The organism is Shewanella sp. T24-MNA-CIBAN-0130, assembly GCF_040310185.1.
GTDB lineage: Bacteria > Pseudomonadota > Gammaproteobacteria > Enterobacterales > Shewanellaceae > Shewanella > Shewanella psychromarinicola.
The window spans coordinates 27,736-49,452 of sequence record NZ_JBEOPP010000032.1; the positions used below are offsets into that span (position 1 = coordinate 27,736).

The window sequence follows — 21,717 nt, forward strand, 5'->3', positions numbered from 1 at the left end:
TTTAGACGCGGTCAATATAATAAATCCAACACAACATAAAAACCTGATATTAATCAAGTAGAAATTAAGTGGCAGGTTTTATAAATTAACGGTTAAGCGCACAGCCAACGCTGGCAGTTTGATGCACCTTGTCGTCGTTTTCTATCTAGATGCTCACAATATTCAGTTAATGCCGGTAACGCACCGACCGCACCTTTGAATAAATGACCAAATTCGGTGGTTATTTTTAACCAGTTTTCTGCGGGAATATTGAGTCTGTTTAGGATATGTTGGCTACTTGAGCTAATAGCACCCCGCTTGTCTTCACGGATAATACGGCCGGTATCTTCTACAAGTACAATATAGTCTTCTACACGGAACATCAGTCCTTTAGGCATTCCTTGACGTTCATTACCAACAAAAGGCAGTAACTCTGCTGGTTGTTCACCTTTTATCGCTGAGTTTATTCGACGTTGAATGCTAGTGTAATCTGAGGTTTCGGGGGTTGTTGCCATTTTTGCGCGAATAGGGTTTAAATCGACATAGGCCATGCAAGCTAATACCGCAGCTTCATCTAATAACGCCTGGGATTTAAAACGTCCCTCCCAGAACCTGCCAGTGCATTTATCTTCTTTATTAGCCATTCTGGCAATCGGCTCACTCAAGGAACGCATAAACCAACTGATATCGACCAAGCGTTGTCGGTATTGAGTAATACAATCATTCACTGTTTTAAGCTCAAATTCGTTTAGGTCTTCACCTTTGATAAACTTTTGCGTTAACAATGTGCCCTTAAAGCCTTTGTGCCATTGAAAAAGTACGTCTTTATCTGACCAGTTTTTGGCTTTGTCTGCATCAACCTTAACCACAACATGCAAGTGATTACTCATCACCGCATAGGCGCAGATATCAACTGCAAAAATGGTGGCAAGTTCAACAATGCGTGAATCAACCCACTCTCGTCGATGTTCGAAGTTTTCACCCGTCGTGTTATCAATACCGCATAGAAATGCTTTACGAACAACACGTGAACAGCAGTGATAATAGGGCGTGTCATCTAAACTGACTATTGTTTGTCTTGGTCTGGCCATCATTCATTACCTGCAAGTAAATAAAGATAACTAAAGACTAGACCAATGCTTAAATATTCGCCAATAATCATGGGTGACTTGGTCTTAACTAAAGACTAGACCAATGCTTAAATATTCGCCAATAATCATGGGTGGCTTGATCTTACTTGTGATGACCCTGTAGCAGAGCCAGGGCGACCGCATTAGTGCTTAATAATCCACCTATGTGATGAAGGTGGACTCGATTGCATTAATCCGCGCTTGTTTGTTTTCAGCTTAACGGCCGTACAATTATTGAATATTTATCGGACAATTTGTGAGTGAAAAACGTTCATGCGGTTGCCCTGGTAGCAGAGCACTCTGTTTTTTGATAAACAAGCTTACATGATGGAGCGGGCGAAGCTATTTAGTCCCTATCCACAACATCATCTCACTATGTTCTTCAGCGGCTAATTAGAATGCCACTTCTTGATAGAGCAGCATTCTATATTTTCATGAAAGGTTCTGCAGAAGCTAAATTGCTTTCACTTCAATTCTTTGATATTTATCTTTGTGCCCCTAATTTTCATGCCTTTATTTTTTTTAGAGGAGCACTCACCACTAAGATGGCAACCAATACATTTATTTCCTCTACGCTTTTCGCTAACTATTTTGCCAATCGATAACGTGAGAATAATAATAATAGTTAAAGCTACAATTACATCTGTCATATATATCCTAGTTAAGACCCTTGTTGAGTTTTAGATCTTCTTGCGTACAACCTTTTCTAATTAGGTATATTAAAATCCCTAAAAGTCCTAAACAAGTGAGAAGGCCGTATACAAAACCTTGACCTAATGACCCAGTAGTAAAAAGTGTGCCGATTTGATAAGTTATAAATGCAACAAAATAACCCATGCCAAACTGGAATATAACGCCTCCCCACAACCATTTCTTATCTTCTAACTCAGCATTCATCGCACCAATTGCTGCGAAACAAGGAGGGGTAAAAAGGTTAAACATGAGATAGGATAACGCTGCGACAGTTGTTAACCCCATTATACCTGCCACATCGGAGCTTCCAGAAACTAACGCAAGTTTTTCTGTATCAATGAAGTTAGTAATCCCGTATACAACTGCAAGTGTCCCTACTACATTTTCTTTGGCGATAAATCCTGTGATAGCCGCTGCCGCAAGCTGCCATACTCCAAAGCCTAGGGGGATTAATATCATAGCAAATGGCGAAGCTAGTCCGGCTAAGATACTTGAGCCCTCAGCACCTTCAGCAACAACTTGGAACTGCCAATTGAAAGTTTGCATAATCTGAACCGCTGCGTTACATACAAGGATTATGGTACCGGCTTTAATAATGAAAGCTTTAGCACGTGAAAGAGTTGACTCTGTTGCTCTTTTGATGCTGGGAAATCGGTATTCGGGTAATTCCAATATGAAAAAAGGTCGTGAATTTTTTTCTCCTGTAATTTTTCCTATTATCAATGCACTGATAATAATGATAGCAATACCTACAAAGTACATGAGGGTCCCTACCCATGCAGAGTCATTGAAAAATACTCCCGCAAACAAAGCTATTACAGGCAGTTTAGCTCCACAAGGCATAAAGGGAGTCAGCATTGCAGTCGTTCTTCTTTGTCTTTCGTTTTGTATCGTCCTGGTTGCCATTATTCCAGGAATAGAACAACCAGTACCAATAACCATTGGAATAATGGACTTACCAGACAGGCCTACTGTTTTGAAAAAACGGTCCATTACAACAGCTACTCGAGCCATATAACCACTATCTTCAAGCAGTGCTAATAAGAAAAAGAGAACCATTATTAGAGGCAGAAAACCAACAACTGCACCAACGCCTCCAATAATACCATCTAAAAGTAATGATCCTAATAAAGGGGAAACGTCATCACCAAGTAACTGCTCTACTAGAGAGTACAGACCATCTATCCATCCACCTAGAACATCAGCCAAAACTGGACCTAAGTGAGTTTGAGAAATAGAGAAAATGCTCCACATAACCAATGCAAATATCGGAAGTCCCATCCATTTATCAGCTAAAACCCGATCTATTGAATCTTGTGTCGTCTGCTTAGAGCTTTCAACTTGCCTTGTTTCGACTGCTTTCACTATATTTTTCACAAACTCAAATCGTTTCGTATTACCCACTTCTACTGAGTTTCTATCATTTAAATCAATGTTCTGAAGGCTGAATGGGGCTGTTTGCGATTGACCTTTTATCGCTATAGATTTAGCAATTAATGTGTCCAATCCATTGCCTTCACTTTGTAATGAGATTGTCTCAACTACAGGGCACCTCAACAACCGACTTAACTCCTGTAAGTTGATCACATTTTTTTTGTCCCGAGTTAAATCATATTTATTTAGTGCAACAATAACCGGAACGCCAAGATCTAACAGCTGCGTTGTAAAGAATAGGCTTCGATTCAGGTTTGTTGAATCAACAACATTTATAATAACGTCTGGGGCTTCGCCCTTTATAAAATTTTGAGTGATTGTTTCTTCGGAAGAAAATGGTGACATTGAATAAGAACCAGGTAAATCTACGACTGTAATAGCATTAGTAGTTTGAGTTAAAGCTTCTTTGATTATGCCTTCTTTTTTACTAACGGTTACACCAGCCCAATTGCCTACATGTTCCATTTTTCCAGTTATGGCATTAAATAGTGTGGTTTTACCGCTGTTTGGATTGCCTGCTAGTGCTATTTTCACGATTTATTCCAATTTAGATTTTAAGTTAATTTATGTGAACGCTTTCTATTTAAACGAGTATGATAGCTTTTGCTAAATCAGCATCAATACTGTACCTAGCATCCTTTATAGCTATAACGTAATTGCCAGATAAATGAGATATCACGGTTACCTGTTGTCCTTTGAAACAACCCAAAGTGAAGAGAAAATCATTCATCTTCGGATCATTTGAAGCGACGTTTTCAATTGTGTACATCCTACTCAGTTCAGCGTTATATAGTTTTTTTACTTGACGATTTTGTATTGTCGTCTGATTTTTTGAGCTTGACAGTTTTGCTAAGATATTCGGTAATAGACTAAACACGGCTTTGATCATAATTTCAACTCCAACAAATGGGTCTACTTATTCTTGAACGCTTGTTGAAAATCAGGCGTTACGGCTGAGAACAAGAAGCTTCAAATGGTAATAACTATTACAACCGAATCTAAATGATAATCATTACTATTGCAGTTTATTTAGTAGCTTCTAAGCTAATTTTTATTAGTAATTTGGAGTTATTTGATATAGATCAATTTTCCCTGATAGGGGGGAGGCATTCCTATAAACGAGAATGCACACATTCTTTGTGTCTCCAATATGATTCTAGAACAACCAGTTGATAGAAACCCCAGCAAAGGTTTCATTAAGCTTTGAGCTGCTATAACCAACTTCTCGCTCGATATCTTGCTGGGCGATACTTTGACTGACATGTCCTGAAATGTTTAATGTTGGCGTCAGCGCATATGCAGACTCTACGCCAAACTGCAAGTTGTTACGGCCGTTATGAGTCTTGGTTACATATTGGTAATCGATACCTTGAGTGAGATAAGGTGCGACGTTCCAAGCTTTGGAGAGATCCCAAGAGCTGTGTAAGCTTAGCTCGATAAAATAGCCGCCTGCTTCAGTTGAGTAAGTGTAGTTAATCGATGGAGTCAGCCATTCAATGCCCGAGTAAGTAATGGAGCTGAACAACTCATTGTCGCTAGCACGTTCGTCGCCATAAAATTCTAAACGTTGGTAGCCAATCGCTGCTTCAAAGTTGTCGCTGAGTGTAATGCAGTACTCTAATCCAAGTTGCCATTCAGTGTAGTGTTCGCTGTCGGCACTACCAACTCTGGCGTAGGCATTTACATCTTGATACTGAGCAGCAATACCGCTCCAATAGATCCCGCCACTGTCGAGGTTGTCGCGTCCCTCTGATACATATTTCGACTCCCAACCTAGATCTACCGAAAGTTCGACTTGGGAGTTACCTTGGGGAACCACATGATGTGAATTATGCATATCGTCTTCAGCAAGCACGATGCCACTGTAGGCAAAAAAAATAAAACTAGTGGTGATAGCAAAGGGTTTAAAATACGACATATTAACCTCTATAAACAGAAATAAGGCGGCATAACAGCTTCCTTTTGTGGGGTGAATGATAATGATTCGTATTATCGAGTTCTTTGTTCTGGATCAACATAGTGATAAAAAATAATGGATTGAGATAGGGAAGTTCATAAATGTTAGATCAATCAAGTTCCACCTGAAGTTCGTGGTAATCATCATAAAGCCAGACTGATCTAGCGTTGTTTAAGATCAGTGGCCTTGTAGATGATAGATAATCAGTGATTCGCCTTTATCTATGATTTAGATAACCATGTGGTGGTATCGCAAATCGGTCCATTCTATTGGAAGTGGTATTACATTTTTGAGAGGAAATGCAACGAGTCTTACCTTAAGTGATATCAATCTTAAACTCACTTTGGGGCATAAACGTGTCAGATATACTGACTTTAAAAGGGACAAATTCAACTCTGAACTTGAGGCCGTTGAAGAAAATAGCGTGAGCCTGACAGGACGTCAGGCTAGCTTTCGTTGGCCAAGGATGGCCTATCGGAAGCGTTAGCATTTTCGAATAAGGCTGAGGCAGAATACAAACAAAGTTAAAAGCTGGATTAATCCCCATGGCGACCTTTTCGCTGTTTGAAAATGTTGCGGGGCGGCTGGGCCAATTTTTGATAAAGAGTAAAGAGGGAACAGCCGTTGGTTTCCTCTTGGTCTGGTGTGGGCGAAGCGCCACGACGTTAGTGGCCGCAGGCCATAAGAAACAGTGCCAAACGCACCAGTTCAATAATCTACCCTCTTACTTTATCTAACGCCCCACAAACCGCATTAACGCCTTGAATCGCCCTTGGGGTTGCACGATGAAGTAAATCGGCATCAAACTGATAAATATGGTGGTTTTTTACCGCGGGTAATTCAGGCCAATCGGCCCAGTTAATGCCTAATACATTGCCTTCATCTTGGCTTTGTAAAATCACTTCTGCACCGGTTAATAACACATTCTCAATACTGATTTGCGGGTACTCACTCGCAGCGTCATAAAACACATTTTCACCGTGGCACACTTCTATAAGGTGTTGGATCCAACTGCCTTTTGCAACGGTCATTAGTGGTGTAGACCATAACTGATAAAACACTTTGACTGCGGGTTTGGCTTGGTTTTTTAGCCTGATTTGGGCTAGTTGTTGACGATAATCTGTCGCCACTTGCTGCGCTTGCGCCTGGTGACCCGTCAGTTTACCGAGCGCTTCAAGATCAGTGGCCACATCGGCTAAGTTTTTAGGGTCGCTATTAAACAGACTAAAGCCTAAATCACGCAGCTGATTAATGTCGCCCTGTTTGTTGCCACTTTGCCAAACGATGACCAAATCTGGATTTAGCTCAATCACCCGCTCTATTTGAATACCATAATAGCCACCAATACGGGGAATATCTTTAGCCGCTGCGGGATAATCTGCATAATCAGTAGTAGCTAAAATTGACTCCCCCGCACCAATAGCAAACAGCATTTCAACCCCATGAGGTGACAAGGCAATAATCCTTTTGGCTGGTAGCTTTTGTTGTTGAGCTTGTACTGAAGTGAGTTCAGCCCCAGGTAAAATCAACGACACCGACAATAATCCAATGACAATGCTCAGCGATAAAAATAGACGCAACAAGATGTTTTCCTTAATACCTGATGTTAATTAAAAGTGGTTAATCAAAAGTGGTTAATCAAAAGTGGTTAATCAAAAGTGGTTAATCAAAAGTGGTTAATCAACCAGTTTATCGGGCCAGCCATAGTTATCAATGTAATTTACTAAGTTTTGAGGCCGGTAACGGTCGTCATTTAACCAACGGGTTTTAACCGATTGATGGATCTGTATTGGCGAAAGCTCAGACTTAAGTGCTGGCTCAAGTACTGGGTCTAATTCACGGTAAAAACGCTTTTTGATCCGGTAAAAACTGCGATACGAATCTTCGATATCTGCCATAGGATTAGGCAACAATGTATCAGCTAAGTGAAATTCTACCGTTAAATCAAATGCCTTTGCTTGACTAATCATCCACTGCAATCCAATGTCCGACAAGGTACTACCGTCTGAATTGGGCGCAACACTACCACCAATATTACTGTGGGCGCCAGCAAACCACACTTGCTTAATATCAATGCCACTTCGGGGTTGCCAAAGTGTCGGCTCAAAGTCGCTGCGATGTTCATCAAGCGCTAAAGCATGACGCGCAACTTTCACATTGCGACCAAGTTTAGTGTCGTAAAACTCATCTTTGTCTTCAAACATGCCTAAAAAAGATAGCGGGATCCCCATTGCGCCTACCGTGTCCCACACGCCAACAAACGCCACATCACGTGATGAATGAGAATGCTGCTGACGAAACTGCAGCGAACGTTCACCCTCTGGAGCAAAGGGTTTAGTTTTCATTTTATAGTGGTCAAAGGCTTGCTGGATAAGCTTGGCATCTGGCCGAGTAACAATACCGCAATTGTTAATTAGGCCACACAAACAACGCACTGTGTAAGCACCTCGGCTAAATCCAAACAAATATATTTGGTCACCGGCGGAATAGTTTTGCACGATATAACGATAAGCATCCATAATATTTTTATGCAGCCCTCGCCCCGTCGCGCCGCCGATCACCGAATCATAGTACGAACCAATCCCCCAATCATAAAACACCTGCTGGGGCACACCATCATCGGCAATGGGTTTGATGGCTCTGGCGAGTTTAAGTACATTAGTGGCGTGATCTTTTTCAAGATTTTTTTCTGGCCGATTCCAGGTACCATCGGCACAAATGACAATTCGTTTGTTCATATCAATCCCTGACGCTCCAGTGTAAACAATCTCATAAAGCATAATAGACTAAATGCCTATTTTCACCATCGCCAAAATAATCAATACTCGAAAGCTCACTTAATCTATTCGAGTAACTGACCATGATAACAGCAGAACAAAGTGTATTAATGATTGTGGACGTTCAAGGCAAGCTCGCCCAAGTGATGCAGCAATCGGCCCCGCTACACCAAAAACTTGGCATATTAATTCAAGGTGCACAACTATTTGATATTCCGATTATTTGGTTAGAACAATTACCCGATAAATTAGGCCATACTAGCGAAGAACTCTCACAATTGTTGTCGCAAACCACACAACCCATCGCTAAAAAGCATTTTAGTGGCTGGCACTGTGAAGAAGTAAAACAACAACTTAACTCATTAAAACGTCACAACGTGATCCTAGCCGGTATTGAAACCCATGTTTGCGTTTACCAAACCTGCCAAGACTTATTGGCTAACGACTATCAAGTGCATCTTGTCGCCGATGCGGTGTCATCTCGGGGTACAGACAATAAAGTACTTGGAGTGCAAATGATGCTCAATGATGGCGCTAAACTTACCAATGTCGAATCACTGCTATTTGAACTACAGCATGTTGCCCAAGGTGATCGCTTTAAGGCCTTACTGAAATTGATAAAGTAGCCATAGGTTGCCAGTGTGGGTATGATGTTAAAATAAATATAACAATAACATCATACTGCTATGCACCCATTTGATCGGCCCATTATTATTTTATCCGCGCCCCGTTCTGGCAGTACCCTGTTGTTCGAGGTGTTATCAAAAAGCCAGTCAATATTCACTATTGGTGGGGAGAGCCATGCGCTGATTGAAACCATTCCCAAACTGAATGTTGCCTACCGTCAATTTAGTTCTAATGCCTTAACGGAACAGGATATTGATGCCGATTTACGTCAGCAATTATTGCACCGTTTTAGCGATGCGCTGCAAGATAACCAAGGCCATAAGCCCGAAAAAAATAGCGATGCGAGTATTCGTTTTTTAGAGAAAACCCCCAAGAATAGCTTACGAGTCGATTTTTTTAATGCGCTATTTCCTGACGCCTTGTTTATCTACCTCGTCAGAGAACCCAAAGAAAATATTAGCAGTATTATGCAAGCTTGGCGGTCGAATAAGTTTGTCACTTACCCTAACTTACCGGGGTGGGATAAACACAATTGGTCGCTACTGCTTCCAGAAAAATGGCAACAGTTAAATCAGCAACCATTGCAGGCTATCGCCGCATTTCAATGGCAAGCGGCTAATGAAGCGATTATGGATTCATTGCAAAAGATCGACAGCAATCGCTGGTGCATGGTGTCTTATGATCAATTAATTGCCAACCCTGCGAAAACCGTTAAGCAACTCTGTCAATTTACCGGTACGGATTTTGACCCAGCTTTAGCGCAATTATGCAGTAAGCCATTAGCGCATTCTCGCTACACCATATCGACACCCAAACCCAATAAGTGGCTCGAAAACTATCATGACATTGCCAAAATTTGGCCGAGTACTTCTACGACACTGAACAAAATCAATCATCATTTACACGAACGCGGTCATCCAATATATGACACTCAATGGCAGCAACACGACATTGCTGAGCCAACCGTGCCATTAGCAAAACCGCAAGCCGCACCATTAACAAAGCCATTAACAAAAGTCCCTATCTATAATAATGTGGCTCGTAACAGTCCCTGCCCTTGTGGGTCTGGCAAACGATTTAAACAATGCCATGGTGCGTTAAGCTAAACAGCAGAGAGCCAAATTATGAAGTTACCCCATGAGTTTTATCAGTTACCTTTTAGCTTTGATGTTGGTCAATTAACCAAAGAGATCGAGCAATTTACCGAATCAGATTGGGTGACTCATCATGAAGGTTTTCAAGGCAATTCTGCCATTCCGTTAATCTCGGTCAACGGCGAATTTAATAATGACTTTAAAGGGCCAATGAAGCCCACATTGGCGCTAGATAAAAGCCCTTACATCAAACAAATATTAGCCTCATTTGGCGAAGTACTCAGTCGTTCACGCTTAATGCGTTTATCCCCTGGCGCACAAGTACCACTGCATTCAGACATCAATTATCATTGGTATAAACGCGTTCGCGTACATATTCCTATTACCACCACCGAACAAGTACAGTTTTTTTGTCATGACAAACAAGTCCACATGGGTGCGGGGGAGTGTTGGATTTTCGACTCTTGGAAACATCACAAAGTGGAAAATAACAGTGACCAGTATCGAGTGCACTTAGTGATAGACCTTGCTGGTTCAAGCCAATTTTGGCGCACTGTTTTTCAACACTCTCGCTCAATAGTAGACGATCAATCAACCGCATTAAGCAGTCAATTCGTCGGCTTTAACCCAGACTTACCTGCAACATTCATCACTGAGCAATTTAATTCCCCGCTGATCATGCCTGCGGCAGAGGTTGAATATTTAACCAATGAGCTGTTAACTGAAATTAATCACAATGCCCAAAACACAACTGAAGAAGTGAGTGCATTTAGGTTGCTGATGGCTGAGTTTGTTGCCGATTGGCGGGTGTTATGGCTGCAATTTGAGTGTACTAAAGCCGGTTGGGCGCATTATCATGCCCTGCGCCAGCAAACCATGGTCAAAGCCTCCCAATGCGCTAAATCGCTGCAACTAATGCATTCGGGCTCGGCGATAAAAGCCTTCGAACAATTGGTTGTCGTGGCGTGTATGAATATTGAACTAAGCGAACAATATCAAGGTAGCAACAAATCGGCAGCCGCGACACCTAACGTCGTCTCCAAAAGTGGCGTTGGTAAAAATCACCCCGCTAAAGCGGCGACGGCAACAACCGCCAGTCCTATCGCGGCACCACAATCACGCAACAGTCCTTGCCCATGCGGCAGCGGCGAACGCTATAAAGCCTGCCACGGTAAAGTGAGTTAGCATTAATCCTAATCAGATAAAATGGCGCCTTATTGGCGCCATTTTATTAACCAAAAAATTGCTGCGATGCTTTTTTGGCAATCGCATCAAGTTGCGCAATTTCCGCCGCAATAAAAGGCTGGTACTTAGCCGCTTGACCAATAGCCTTAGGGTTCATAGGCTGCCTAACCTGACTGGCACTGGGCGTTAATACGGCGCGATCTGACTCATAAAAAGTAAAGCATTGCGCCTGAGTAGTTAAGCCACAATAGTCCAGCATGCGCTGAATTTGCGAGTCTGGTTCACGCACCAGTTGCTCAAAACACACATGTAATATCTCGTTCGGGTACAGTTTGTCCCAATGCGCCATGATGTCTAAATAATGCTGCCAGTAACTGGTTATTCCCGTAAACGAATACGAATAATCGTGACCAAAACTGAAAAACTGCTTAAACACGCTCAAACCATTGTCGACCGTGTTACGCACCACGTTAATGATTTTTGCTTGGGGAAATAAGCTTTTAATGAGGCCAATATGCAAAAAATTATTCGGATTTTTATCAATCACATAAATCGGTGCCTCGGTAAAATAATGATCCACTTCGGTTAAATAACGTTGGCGGAACTGCATAATCTCATTAGCAGAAAGCTGGCTTAATTGAGATTGATAACCGCCCGACATGTCCATTTGTAGCGCAAATCGCTCCATAAATGGTAACTCATCGGTAGCACCTACCTCACTATGACAGGCTAAAATCTGTTCAACCAAAGTGGTGCCAGAACGCGGCATCCCGACAATGAAAATGGGCGTTTGGCCAGTTGTCGGTAAACTATCAATATGTGGCGACGGAGTATGTCCAAGTAAAGACAACACAATTTTAGCGAACAAAGGCTGCTTAAATGGCCGATAAACCGCCATAATTTGATTGGCTAATAACATCGACTCACAGGCTTTATCGATTTGCTGATGTTGTTCATAGGCTTTACACAAGGCGAAATAAACTAACGCCTGATTTTGCTTACTGAGCGACGCGTCCGAAGCAAAGTGTTGTAATAACGCTAAATCATTAGCGCTAAATCGATACTGCTTTAAATCAGCTAAGCTCCAATAGCCAACACCGACTTGCTTTGGGCTTAATTGAATATACTGATGATAAAAATTAGCCGCGCGCTCAGTATCACCTTTCGCTTTATAAATATGACCTAAATTGAGCTGCACCGCTGGCTCTTCAAAATCGTGTTCCACACACCATTCAAAACTGTGTTCAGCTAATGCCATATCGGCCACTTTAGTCGCGACTAGCCCCAGTTTATAACGGTATTGGCCGACCTGTGGTTGCAGATTAATTAATTGTTCTAAATAACCTTTAGCCGAGAAAAAGTCTTGTTTCACTTCAGCTATAGCCAGTAACCCCGTCAACACTGAAACCGTATGAGGTTCAATCGATACAGCGCTAACAAAATAGCTTTCGGCTTGGGCATATTGTTGCTGCTGTAAATGAATGTGGCCTAATAATGCTAGGGCGCCAACGTGCCTATCATCACGCTTAACCACTTTACGAGCATATATTCTGGCCGACGAATAATTTTTAGATTTAAACAGCGATTCCGCTTGGCTCAAATATTGATTAATAATACTCAAACGAGGGTCCTTTTCTTATTATTAGTTTATGAGTCCCAATAACATTAACATAAAATACCGCTATTTCTGACTAGGGCATCAGCGCATATTGAACGAAATAATCAACTTAAGCGTACAATGACTACATGCGTTCCCCATTTACGCGACACAAGTGAGTGATGATGAAAAATAATGAAGCCAAAGTGCCAACTAGCCGTTTATCTCGATTATCAAAAATGGGTGGGCTGGCTTCACGCCTAGCGGGTAACGTCCTGTTTGAAGGCGCAAAACAGTTTAGCCAAGGCAAATCACCATCAATGCAACAACTGATGATGACCCCAACCAACATTGGCCATGTAGCAGACAAGTTGTCACAGCTGCGCGGCGCCGCGATGAAAGTGGGTCAAATGTTGTCAATGGATGCGGGCGATCTCGTGCCTCCCGAGTTAGCAGACATATTCGCAAAACTGCGTTCAGACGCTAAAGCCATGCCACATAAGCAATTAACCCATTTATTAGTTGAGCATTGGGGCCCAGACTGGCTTGCTCCGTTTGCTCAATTTGAATTACGCCCATTTGCCGCGGCCTCTATTGGCCAAGTGCATTTAGCCTATTTAGAGACTGGCGAAAAACTGGCAATCAAAATTCAATACCCAGGTATTCGAGACAGTATCGACAGCGATATCGACAACGTTGCCACATTATTAAAAGTCTCACGCCTTATTCCGGCAAACGTTAAACTCGATACCTTATTGGCTGAAGCTAAAGCGCAGCTGCATAACGAAGCAGATTATCACTTCGAAGCACAACAAATAGCACTTTATCAGCAGCAATTGGCTGACGACCCAAGCTTTATTGTGCCCAAGGTGTATAAGCAACTCAGTAATGACAGTATTTTGTGCATGCAGTTTGTCGAAGGGGTGGCCATTGAGTCATTAGCACAATCACCACAAGAGGTGCGGGATCAAATTGCTACCACGCTAATGGCCTTGTGCTTTAAAGAGCTATTTGAATTTAAATTAGTCCAGTCTGATCCTAACTTTGCCAATTTTCAGTATCAAAAAGATACTCAAAAAATCGTTCTATTCGACTTTGGCGCTACGCGAGCGATCAGTGATACGTTATCAGATGGCTACCTAGAGCTCATGCTAGGAGCCGCTGATGAAGACAAGACTAAAATGACGGCTGCAGCCAAGCAAATTGGCTTTTTTCAAGATCAAATTGATCCCGCCCAGCAACAATTAATTATTGATATTTTCTATCAAGCTTGCGAGCCACTTCGCTTTGACGGGGATTACGACTTTGGCGCAAGTAATTTAGCTAAACGCATTACTCAAGCAGGTAAAGTCATGAGTACCCAACAAAATGAATGGCATACCCCGCCAACCGATGCTATTTTTATACATCGAAAATTGGCAGGTATGTATTTACTGGCGGCAAAACTTAATGCCAAAGTAAACGTAGCAACATTATTTTCTGTTTATCAAACCTCAAATTTGAGCTTAACTAAGCTCAATGTTAGACAATAAAAACACATCAATAAGCTAAACCCGTCGTGAAGATATAGATGGGCCTGATAACCATTGAATTCAGTTGAGTTCATACAAGGAGAGTTACTATGTTTAGTCACATTATGATCGGCGTTAATGACATCCAAACATCAAAGAAGTTCTACGATGCAATTTTAGCAACATTGGGCCACGCCGCTGGCAAGATTGATGACAAAGGTCGGTGTTTTTACATGACGCCAACGGGTATATTGGCATTAACTAAACCGATTAATGGTGAGTCAGCATGTCATGGCAATGGCACGACTATCGGTTTTGCCGCTGAAACACCAGCATTGGCTGATGCATGGCATGCTGCAGGTATAGCCAATGGCGGCACGGCCTGTGAAGATGCACCAGGGATACGTTCAGGTCCAGCGTTTGACTTATATTTAGCTTATCTTCGCGATCCAGATGGTAATAAAGTTTGTGCCTTGCACAGAGTAGCAAAGTAATCGCTAGCTAAACTAACAACTGAATAGGCCAAGTCTTTGTACTTGGTCTATTTTTATTTAAATAAACACTTTTATACACGATATTGGCTAACATATTCACTTATATTTAAGACCCAGAAAACCACTGAACTTACCGCCAAAAACCCTCAGATCTTTCATTAACATCTTTACGCAATGTAATTAAATGTAAACTTATGGACATTTGATTGAAGCTCCCAAAGTGAACGCTTAGTATTGTGGCTACAATGCATTCAAGTGGAATAACCAATGCAATTTCGAATATTATCATTTTTGATGCTCGCCAGCTTTACAACTGTCGCAGTGCCACTCAGTTACACAGGTACAGCACATGTCATTGAAGGCCAAGCAACAGTAACAAAAGCTAACTTATTTAGCTGCCAAAATGGTCAGTCGCGTCAATCACCTATCGGCATAAAAACCGACAAAGACCAAGAGTTTGCGGTACCTGCAGCGCTTCAATACCAAGAGCAATATTTCACTACTGACCTTTATAATGAATGTTCTGGGGTCACTCCTGCATCAATAGATGATGTTGATTTATCGTCAGTACCTGTTATTGAAGTAGACCATGACGGTGAGATAATTACGGGTTATATCTTTGCCGATAATTACTTTGAGCTGTTTATTAATGGCAAGCTTATCGGCGTAGATCCAATTCCCTTTACGCCATTTAATTCCAATATCGTCAGATTTAAAGTCAAAAAGCCTTACGACATCGCTATCAAAGTAGTCGATTGGGAAGAAAACTCTGGGCTGGGAACAGAAAATAATCGCGGCAAAAAATATCATCCTGGCGACGGCGGCTTAATTGCCAGCTTCTCCGATGGCACAGTAACTAACTCAGACTGGTCAGCGCAAACTTTTTATACCGCGCCAATTTATGAGTTAAGTTGCGCCACTGAAATTGGCCAACAACGATTAACTAAACGTTGTGACACCGACGGTAGAGACAGCTACGACAAAGCTTATTCGCTTCACTGGCAAATATCTCAAGATTGGCAGACTAACAATGAGTACGTCACTTGGCCCAAATCGGTTAAATTTACTGAACAACAAATTGGCGTAGATAACAAAAAAGCCTATATGAATTTTCAACCACAATTTTCAGGCGCTGGCGCATCGTTCATTTGGTCAAGTAATGTCATCCTAGATAACTTAGTATTGTTTAGATATCAGGTTAAATAGCCAAGTTTTTACTCATTGAGGATGCCAATAATGTTGGCATCCTTTTTCTATAATGAATATGTTAGCTTCTTTTCCCTGTCAAAAATCGCCCAACAGCTGAACACTTATAGATGCATCATAAACCGCTACGGGGTAAAATAACGACCCTTTTGTACTGTGAGTGTGTGTAATGGCTGTTAACGACCCGTATTTTATTCCTTTTAATCACAGTATTGCTGAGCACAGCCAGCCTGAGTCGTTTACCTTTCCGTTCTATTATCAGCCACACCCAATATGTTTGCAGGCTGCTGAGCAGTTGCAACAAGACTTACTTATATCAAACCCTTGGCAACATAACTTTGGCTTAGACAGCGTAAACGATCGCGGTATGGTGATTGGTAAAATGTTTGGTGTGTTGGTGGTAAAAAATCCTCAAGGGAATATCGGTTTTTTAGCAGCTTTTTCGGGTAAATTGGCTGATAAAAATATCTTGCCACCGTTTGTGCCGCCAGTATTTGACATGCTAACCCAAGACAGTTTTTTTAGTGCCGAGAATAAACAGATTAATCAAATTAATCTGTCGATTAGTCAGCAACAAGCCAATCCATTACTGGCGACGCTAACCGCGAAATCACATCAGCAACAACAGCAATCTGCCACCGAACTTGAGCAGCAACGCGGTTTAATTGTGGCAAGTCGCAAACAACGAAAAATAGAGCGTGAGCAAGCAGATTCGGCATTAGCGCTATCAAACATAAGTGCCGATGAGTATAAAAGATTGTCGATTGAGTTAAGCCGTCAAAGCGTGCAGCAAAAGCACCAGCTTAACGGGTTAAAGCAACAATGGCAGATTCTAATAGACGCGACACAATCACAACTCGGTAGCCTGCAACAACAGATTAAGCAGCTTAAATATCAGCGTAAACAACTGTCTAATGGCTTACAAAAAAAGCTATTTGCCCAGTATCAATTTTTAAATACCTTAGGTGAAGCGCGGGATTTAAACGATATTTTTAATGATGCTCCCAATCATTTACCGCCCGCTGGGGCTGGCGAATGTGCTGCACCTAAGTTGCTGCAATATGCGTTTAGCCATCAATTAACCCCCATTGCCATGGCGGAGTTTTGGTGGGGGTCATCACCTAAATCTGAAATCAAACAACATCAAAACTACTACCCTGCTTGCCACGGAAAATGCCGCCCGATTTTGACTCATATGTTAACAGGCATGCAGGTTGATGATGACCCGTTACTGATTAATCCAGGTAAAGACTTACCGATTGATATTATTTATCAAGATGAGACGATGGCCATTATTAATAAACCCGCTGAACTGTTATCGGTTCCGGGTAAAAACATTACCGACTCGGTATTTAGCCGCATGCAGCAACAATATCCTAATGCAACCGGGCCATTAATTGTCCATCGCCTCGATATGTCGACCTCTGGTTTAATGGTAATAGCGCTCACCAAAGAGGCCAATAAAGCCCTGCAACAGCAGTTTATTCAGCGCGTTGTCACCAAACGATATATTGCCCTCATTGAAGGTGCGCCGGACCAAGATGAGGGCGACATTAGCTTGCCGCTTAGGGTTGATTTAGACGACAGGCCGAAGCAACTCGTGTGCTATGAATACGGTAAGCATGCCGAGACATTTTGGCAGGTGTATCAACGTCAAGGAAAACGCACTTTACTGCATTTGTATCCTAAAACAGGTCGCACCCACCAGTTGCGCATCCATTGCGCTCATCATGACGGATTGCACATGCCGATTGTGGGCGATGATTTATACGGGGTTGTCGCTAATAGACTGCATTTGCACGCCCAGTATTTAGGCTTAAATCACCCGGTGAGCGGCGAAGCAATGGTGTTTGAAGTAAAAGCCGATTTTGAATAATGGCTTAACAGCAAAGCGCTTTAGTTTATTGCCCACAGCACTAAGCCCACAGCATTAGGCCAAAGCACTAAGCCAAAGCATTAAAAACAGCAAACCGATATTGGGTCAGCAATATCGGTTTTCATTGTTAACTCGCCTTGATGATGACTTACGCTAACTAGAACTGACGAGGCTGCTCTTCTAAATGCATTTGCTCAACCAAACCTTGACCGGTTCGTTGCTGATACTGAGATTCAGCTTGCTGCATTCTAGTGCGACCGTTGGTGAGCATATTTTGACCTTGTTCAATGGAACTCTGGCCTTCTGCTAGGTTGGTATTACCGTCTTCGATAAGTTCTTTACCGTCTGCATACATGTCGTCGGCATCTTCCCAAAGATCGGCAATATCGTCTAATCGTTCAACTAATACCAGTGCTCGTGCGCCATTTTGAGCACCGTTTAACGTGCTCGCCATCAATTGAAATGCAACACGGTGTTGTTGTGCCGCTTCTTTGGCAACGATAATCAGCTTTTCTCCTTCACGGATTTTCGTATTACCTTTGCCGATCAAATTCCGGCCATCAACTAACAAGCTGCTGCCATTTTTAACGTCTTTTTGACCTTGTTCCCATTGCTGGGACAAGTCGAGGTGTTGCTCACCTTCAGCTTTCACTTTGGATGCAAAATTATTTTGCGTTGCTGCACATCCAGACAGGCAAACAACACTCACAACCAACAAACTACACAGCACAGCTCTCATGTAAACGCCTCTTTAAATGTGGTGGAGAAAGCGGCACAATTAGATAACCTCGTCACTAAAATAGCAAGTACTGAGACGGATTAAATTTGGTTAATAAAGAGTTAATTGAATAGCGCTGATCGCCTCTAGAGATAGATAAACGTAACGTTTGTTCTCTCTAATATAGAACCACTCTCCGTTAAGCGTAACGGACGCTACACATCATTTATATTGCCCCATAAAAATGGGTTAGCTTATTGTTAAGCTAACCCATCATATTATTTATCGCTTAATCGTTATGTCTACAGCTCAAACAATACATCGGTGCGGATAATGTATTTAATCCCTTGATAAATCGGTTCAGAGCTATGAATACAATGCAGCGGATGCATACCGTGAGGGAAACAAAGCACACTCCCCGCTGGGGTTCTGACATCCACGGTCTTAACATTATCGCCGTGTTTTGCCGGTAAGTTAGGGTTATCCGCATTGACTAAAAATCGGGTGGCACCACCTTCAAAGTCTTCAGTCAGTAAGATTAAAAAAGTCAGCTGACTGTAACGATCGCCAAAAGCATCTCGCACTAATTCACCGTCTATCACTTGGCTGCCTGGCCACGAACCATCTGAATGCGGCTTAAAGAAATCGCCTTCGTTATAACGGTAAAAACGGAAACGGTTATTTAATCCTAAGGCGGCTTTACCATCAAAAATGCCTAAGGTGTCATCCATAAGATGCTTAACCCTATCCCAAATGACTTGCTCAGTGGTGTTATCAACCACCCAAGTTAAGCTGTCGTTATGACGAACATGACGAGGCAGTGACACTGCGGCATCCGGTAAAAAGCCCATCGTCTCGCTGGCCGAAATTAACCGTTTACACTCATCGGCCGACAACACATTGAGTAATTGAAAAGCACCAGGCACTTCGGCTAACATTTTTTTGCTCACCTTAGTTCGCTCTGTTTGCGTCAGCTCTGCATCGTTAAGCGCTGCGATATTGGCTTGATAATTAGCCCACGTTGGCAACGCCGGATGCTCTGCGCCGGGTTCACGTGCCACCACAAAATAAGCTGAATTTTCACTTGTTGTGTTCATTTTTTTATACCTTTAACCATAAAATGGGCCAGCGATTGTTCACCAAAAAATGGGTTAATCAATGTTGCCCAGCTCAAAAATTTAATAACTCATTACGCGTACTTGGGCAAATTGACGATGCCCTGCAGCAGTACCATGAAAGCCAAAACCACTTTGCTTAGCGCCAACCCATGGCGCATTACCGGCACCCGCACCTTGGTTAACCCCCACCATGCCAGCCTCAAGTTGCTCAGCAACCGCTTTAGCGCCCTGGCCACCAAACACCACTGCAGCTAAACCATAATGGCTATCATTCGCTCTGCTTATGGCCTCGTCAATGTGCTTATAACGACTGATAGCGACCACAGGGCCAAAGGTTTCTTCGCGCTCGATTAACATCTCTGGCGTTATTCCGCTAACCACGGTTGGCTGAATAAACGGTAATGGATAATCATCGCTACCAAGTAAAAAACTCGCCCCTTTGGCTTTAGCATCTTGCAATTGCTCAAGTACTTTTTGGTGCTGCATTGGGTTCACTAAAGGACCAATATTTACATTGGCTTCATCCCATTTACCGACTTGATAACGGCTGGCCAGCATCACCACCTTCTGTTCAAACTCATCGGCAATACGTTCATCCACGTAGACGCGCTCTGTTGAGGTACACATTTGTCCGGCGTTTTCAAACGAACTGGCTACTGCAAACCTGACCGCTGCGTCAATGTTGGCCGTCGCCATCACAATCATGGGATCGTTGCCACCAAGCTCCATCACTAAGCGTTTTAAGCCCGCTGCCGCATTGGCCATAATGTGCTTTCCTGCCGCCATAGAACCCGTAAATGCCACCATATTAATGTCTGCCGCCACCAGAGCTTGGCCAAGGGATCTATCGCCTTGTGCCAGTTGCAGCACATTTGTTGGCAGTACGCTATTCAATGTATTGATAAACAACTCAGCCACTAATGGTGTCTGTTCCGACGGTTTTAATATCACACTGTTACCGGCCATAAGTGCTGGCATCAGCAAGTTATTGGCCATGGCTAACGGATAGTTCCATGGCGAAATCACCGCCACAACACCTAATGGTCGATATTGTATTTCAGTGCGGTTATCAACTTGCTCAGTGGTTAATGCATCGCTTATTTCACTGGCAAAATACGCTGCATTTTGTACCGTACCACCCACTTCATAAGTGGCACGGCGATAATCTTTACCCATTTCTTGGCCGATTAATCTTGCCAGCTCATCTTGTACCGCCACAAGTTGCTGGTAGGCCTTGACCAGATACTGTTGACGTTCAATGAGCGACAAACTCGCCCAACTTTTTTGCGCGACTCGGGCATTGGCAATGACCTCAGGTAACTGAGATATCGCTAAGGTTTCAACACTGCCAACCTCAGTGGCTTCAATATGTTGGCCGTCATCGGCTTTGTGATAACTCGCCGGATCGTAAGAGGTTAATACTGCCATGGAGAAATATTCCTTAATGGGACAAAAATGACACTAGCCTGAATTAAGTCTATTTTGATACAATAGGATACAAAAGCAACCAGTATACTTTTAGTAACCTAGGCTAACTTAAGTTGAAAAAATGAAAACAACAATTGAAACAATGAATAACGGTCAAAAAAAAGTTATCAACCCTTGCGCAGAACCCTTGCGCAGAACCCTGCTCAGTTGAGCGTGGAATGCGAGTGTTAGGCGGAAAATGGAAAGCATCAATACTATGGCACTTGCAAGATGGTCCAGTACGATTTAATGATTTATCTCGCATGTTAGGCGGCGCCAGTAAGAAAATGGTCGATCAACGTCTTAAAGAATTAGAAACCCAAGGATTAGTGAGCCGCCATGTGATTAGTGATCGCCCTATTGCAGTGTCTTATGCCATTACCGATCTTGGCCGTACCGCATTGGATATTTTAGAGCGCTTAAAAGATTGGGCAGACGAATATGTGGTGTAACTGAATCAGTGGTAAATAAATCACGATAACAAAGACATAAACTAAAAAACCAAAATAAGAAACACCACTGTCTACAACTTTTCAACATCCAGTAATAAACTATAATGAGTAGGATCGTTGATATATACAATAAATAGGATAAGATGCGCGGAAAATTCGGCTTAAGGTAATCCTATTTCATAATTAGGTCTCTTTTCACTTTTATAACTATTGTGGTGATATCGCTTATTTCGCTCGTTAGTGAAGCAAAAGAAAAAGTGACTTTTTATACTGAGGCATACTCGCCATTTCAATCTCAAAATCAGCAAGGTCAATTAGTTGGTTTATGAACTACTCGTAGCTAAAGCTATCGAGTTTCCAAGACAAAAACTAAGTTAATGTCCCTTGTTGTAAGAAAGCTTG

At 42.4% G+C, this 21,717-nt stretch carries 18 protein-coding genes and 1 pseudogene; 8 read left to right on the plus strand and 11 right to left on the minus strand.

Annotated features, from left to right (window positions below; all coding sequences use genetic code 11):
* Positions 1 to 92 precede the first annotated feature (92 nt).
* The 7 genes from AAEZ02_RS13510 to AAEZ02_RS13540 all read right to left on the minus strand — a co-directional run bounded on the left by AAEZ02_RS13510 (position 93) and on the right by AAEZ02_RS13540 (position 7,931).
* The gene (locus AAEZ02_RS13510; RefSeq protein ID WP_351123593.1) at positions 93 to 1,070 is read right to left on the minus strand and encodes a transposase; all 978 of its coding nucleotides are present in this window, start codon (positions 1,068 to 1,070) and stop codon (positions 93 to 95) included.
* A 503-nt stretch (positions 1,071 to 1,573) separates the two neighbouring features.
* The gene (locus AAEZ02_RS13515; protein WP_124011561.1) at positions 1,574 to 1,759 is read right to left on the minus strand and encodes a hypothetical protein; all 186 of its coding nucleotides are present in this window, start codon (positions 1,757 to 1,759) and stop codon (positions 1,574 to 1,576) included.
* Between the two features lie 7 nt (positions 1,760 to 1,766).
* Positions 1,767 to 3,770 (minus strand): ferrous iron transporter B, encoded by a 2,004-nt coding sequence (feoB, locus tag AAEZ02_RS13520; RefSeq protein ID WP_351123596.1) that lies wholly within the window; start codon positions 3,768 to 3,770, stop codon positions 1,767 to 1,769.
* Positions 3,771 to 3,819: 49 nt separating this feature from the next.
* Positions 3,820 to 4,125, minus strand: coding sequence for a FeoA family protein (locus AAEZ02_RS13525; RefSeq protein WP_351123599.1), 306 nt, complete (start codon positions 4,123 to 4,125; stop codon positions 3,820 to 3,822).
* Between the two features lie 267 nt (positions 4,126 to 4,392).
* Positions 4,393 to 5,154, minus strand: a complete 762-nt coding sequence (locus AAEZ02_RS13530) for a hypothetical protein (RefSeq protein WP_351123602.1) — start codon at positions 5,152 to 5,154, stop codon at positions 4,393 to 4,395.
* 755 nt (positions 5,155 to 5,909) lie between these two features.
* Entirely contained in the window at positions 5,910 to 6,779 is an 870-nt protein-coding gene (locus AAEZ02_RS13535; protein ID WP_502959593.1) for a cobalamin-binding protein, read from the minus strand.
* 90 nt (positions 6,780 to 6,869) lie between these two features.
* The gene (locus tag AAEZ02_RS13540; protein ID WP_351123605.1) at positions 6,870 to 7,931 is read right to left on the minus strand and encodes a T6SS phospholipase effector Tle1-like catalytic domain-containing protein; all 1,062 of its coding nucleotides are present in this window, start codon (positions 7,929 to 7,931) and stop codon (positions 6,870 to 6,872) included.
* A 122-nt stretch (positions 7,932 to 8,053) separates the two neighbouring features.
* On the opposite strand from AAEZ02_RS13540, the gene AAEZ02_RS13545 reads away from it, so the two are divergent.
* Genes AAEZ02_RS13545 through AAEZ02_RS13555 form a run of 3 tightly spaced genes read left to right on the plus strand, consistent with a single transcriptional unit; the run spans position 8,054 to position 10,876 of the window.
* Positions 8,054 to 8,596: a hydrolase gene (locus AAEZ02_RS13545; RefSeq protein ID WP_351123608.1), complete on the plus strand. Its 543-nt coding sequence runs from the start codon at positions 8,054 to 8,056 to the stop codon at positions 8,594 to 8,596.
* A 60-nt stretch (positions 8,597 to 8,656) separates the two neighbouring features.
* Positions 8,657 to 9,703 carry a sulfotransferase family protein gene (locus AAEZ02_RS13550; RefSeq protein ID WP_351088828.1) on the plus strand — a complete coding sequence of 349 codons (1,047 nt, stop codon included), beginning with the start codon at positions 8,657 to 8,659 and terminating at the stop codon, positions 9,701 to 9,703.
* An 18-nt stretch (positions 9,704 to 9,721) separates the two neighbouring features.
* A complete protein-coding gene (locus AAEZ02_RS13555) occupies positions 9,722 to 10,876 on the plus strand; it encodes an aspartyl/asparaginyl beta-hydroxylase domain-containing protein (protein WP_351088826.1) in 1,155 nt (384 codons plus the stop codon).
* A 46-nt stretch (positions 10,877 to 10,922) separates the two neighbouring features.
* Here AAEZ02_RS13555 and AAEZ02_RS13560 read toward each other — a convergent pair whose 3' ends face one another.
* Positions 10,923 to 12,497, minus strand: coding sequence for a tetratricopeptide repeat-containing sulfotransferase family protein (locus tag AAEZ02_RS13560; RefSeq protein ID WP_351123611.1), 1,575 nt, complete (start codon positions 12,495 to 12,497; stop codon positions 10,923 to 10,925).
* Between the two features lie 161 nt (positions 12,498 to 12,658).
* On the opposite strand from AAEZ02_RS13560, the gene AAEZ02_RS13565 reads away from it, so the two are divergent.
* The 4 genes from AAEZ02_RS13565 to AAEZ02_RS13580 all read left to right on the plus strand — a co-directional run bounded on the left by AAEZ02_RS13565 (position 12,659) and on the right by AAEZ02_RS13580 (position 17,560).
* Positions 12,659 to 14,005 (plus strand): ABC1 kinase family protein, encoded by a 1,347-nt coding sequence (locus tag AAEZ02_RS13565; protein ID WP_124013706.1) that lies wholly within the window; start codon positions 12,659 to 12,661, stop codon positions 14,003 to 14,005.
* Between the two features lie 89 nt (positions 14,006 to 14,094).
* A complete protein-coding gene (locus AAEZ02_RS13570) occupies positions 14,095 to 14,478 on the plus strand; it encodes a VOC family protein (RefSeq protein ID WP_351123614.1) in 384 nt (127 codons plus the stop codon).
* Positions 14,479 to 14,745: 267 nt separating this feature from the next.
* Entirely contained in the window at positions 14,746 to 15,684 is a 939-nt protein-coding gene (locus AAEZ02_RS13575; RefSeq protein WP_351123617.1) for a hypothetical protein, read from the plus strand.
* Between the two features lie 169 nt (positions 15,685 to 15,853).
* Positions 15,854 to 17,560 (plus strand): RluA family pseudouridine synthase, encoded by a 1,707-nt coding sequence (locus AAEZ02_RS13580; protein ID WP_124013696.1) that lies wholly within the window; start codon positions 15,854 to 15,856, stop codon positions 17,558 to 17,560.
* A 157-nt stretch (positions 17,561 to 17,717) separates the two neighbouring features.
* On the opposite strand, the gene AAEZ02_RS13585 is transcribed toward AAEZ02_RS13580, so the two are convergent.
* From AAEZ02_RS13585 to AAEZ02_RS13595, 3 genes are all read right to left on the minus strand, one after another.
* On the minus strand, positions 17,718 to 18,299 hold the full coding sequence (locus tag AAEZ02_RS13585; protein ID WP_101032610.1) for a hypothetical protein: 582 nt from the start codon (positions 18,297 to 18,299) through the stop codon (positions 17,718 to 17,720).
* 281 nt (positions 18,300 to 18,580) lie between these two features.
* Positions 18,581 to 19,375, minus strand: a complete 795-nt coding sequence (locus AAEZ02_RS13590) for a 2OG-Fe(II) oxygenase family protein (protein WP_351123620.1) — start codon at positions 19,373 to 19,375, stop codon at positions 18,581 to 18,583.
* An 81-nt stretch (positions 19,376 to 19,456) separates the two neighbouring features.
* The gene (locus AAEZ02_RS13595; protein WP_351123622.1) at positions 19,457 to 20,824 is read right to left on the minus strand and encodes an aldehyde dehydrogenase family protein; all 1,368 of its coding nucleotides are present in this window, start codon (positions 20,822 to 20,824) and stop codon (positions 19,457 to 19,459) included.
* 121 nt (positions 20,825 to 20,945) lie between these two features.
* Here AAEZ02_RS13595 and AAEZ02_RS13600 point away from each other — a divergent pair.
* Positions 20,946 to 21,315, plus strand: a pseudogene (locus AAEZ02_RS13600) (winged helix-turn-helix transcriptional regulator).
* Positions 21,316 to 21,717: the final 402 nt, after the last annotated feature.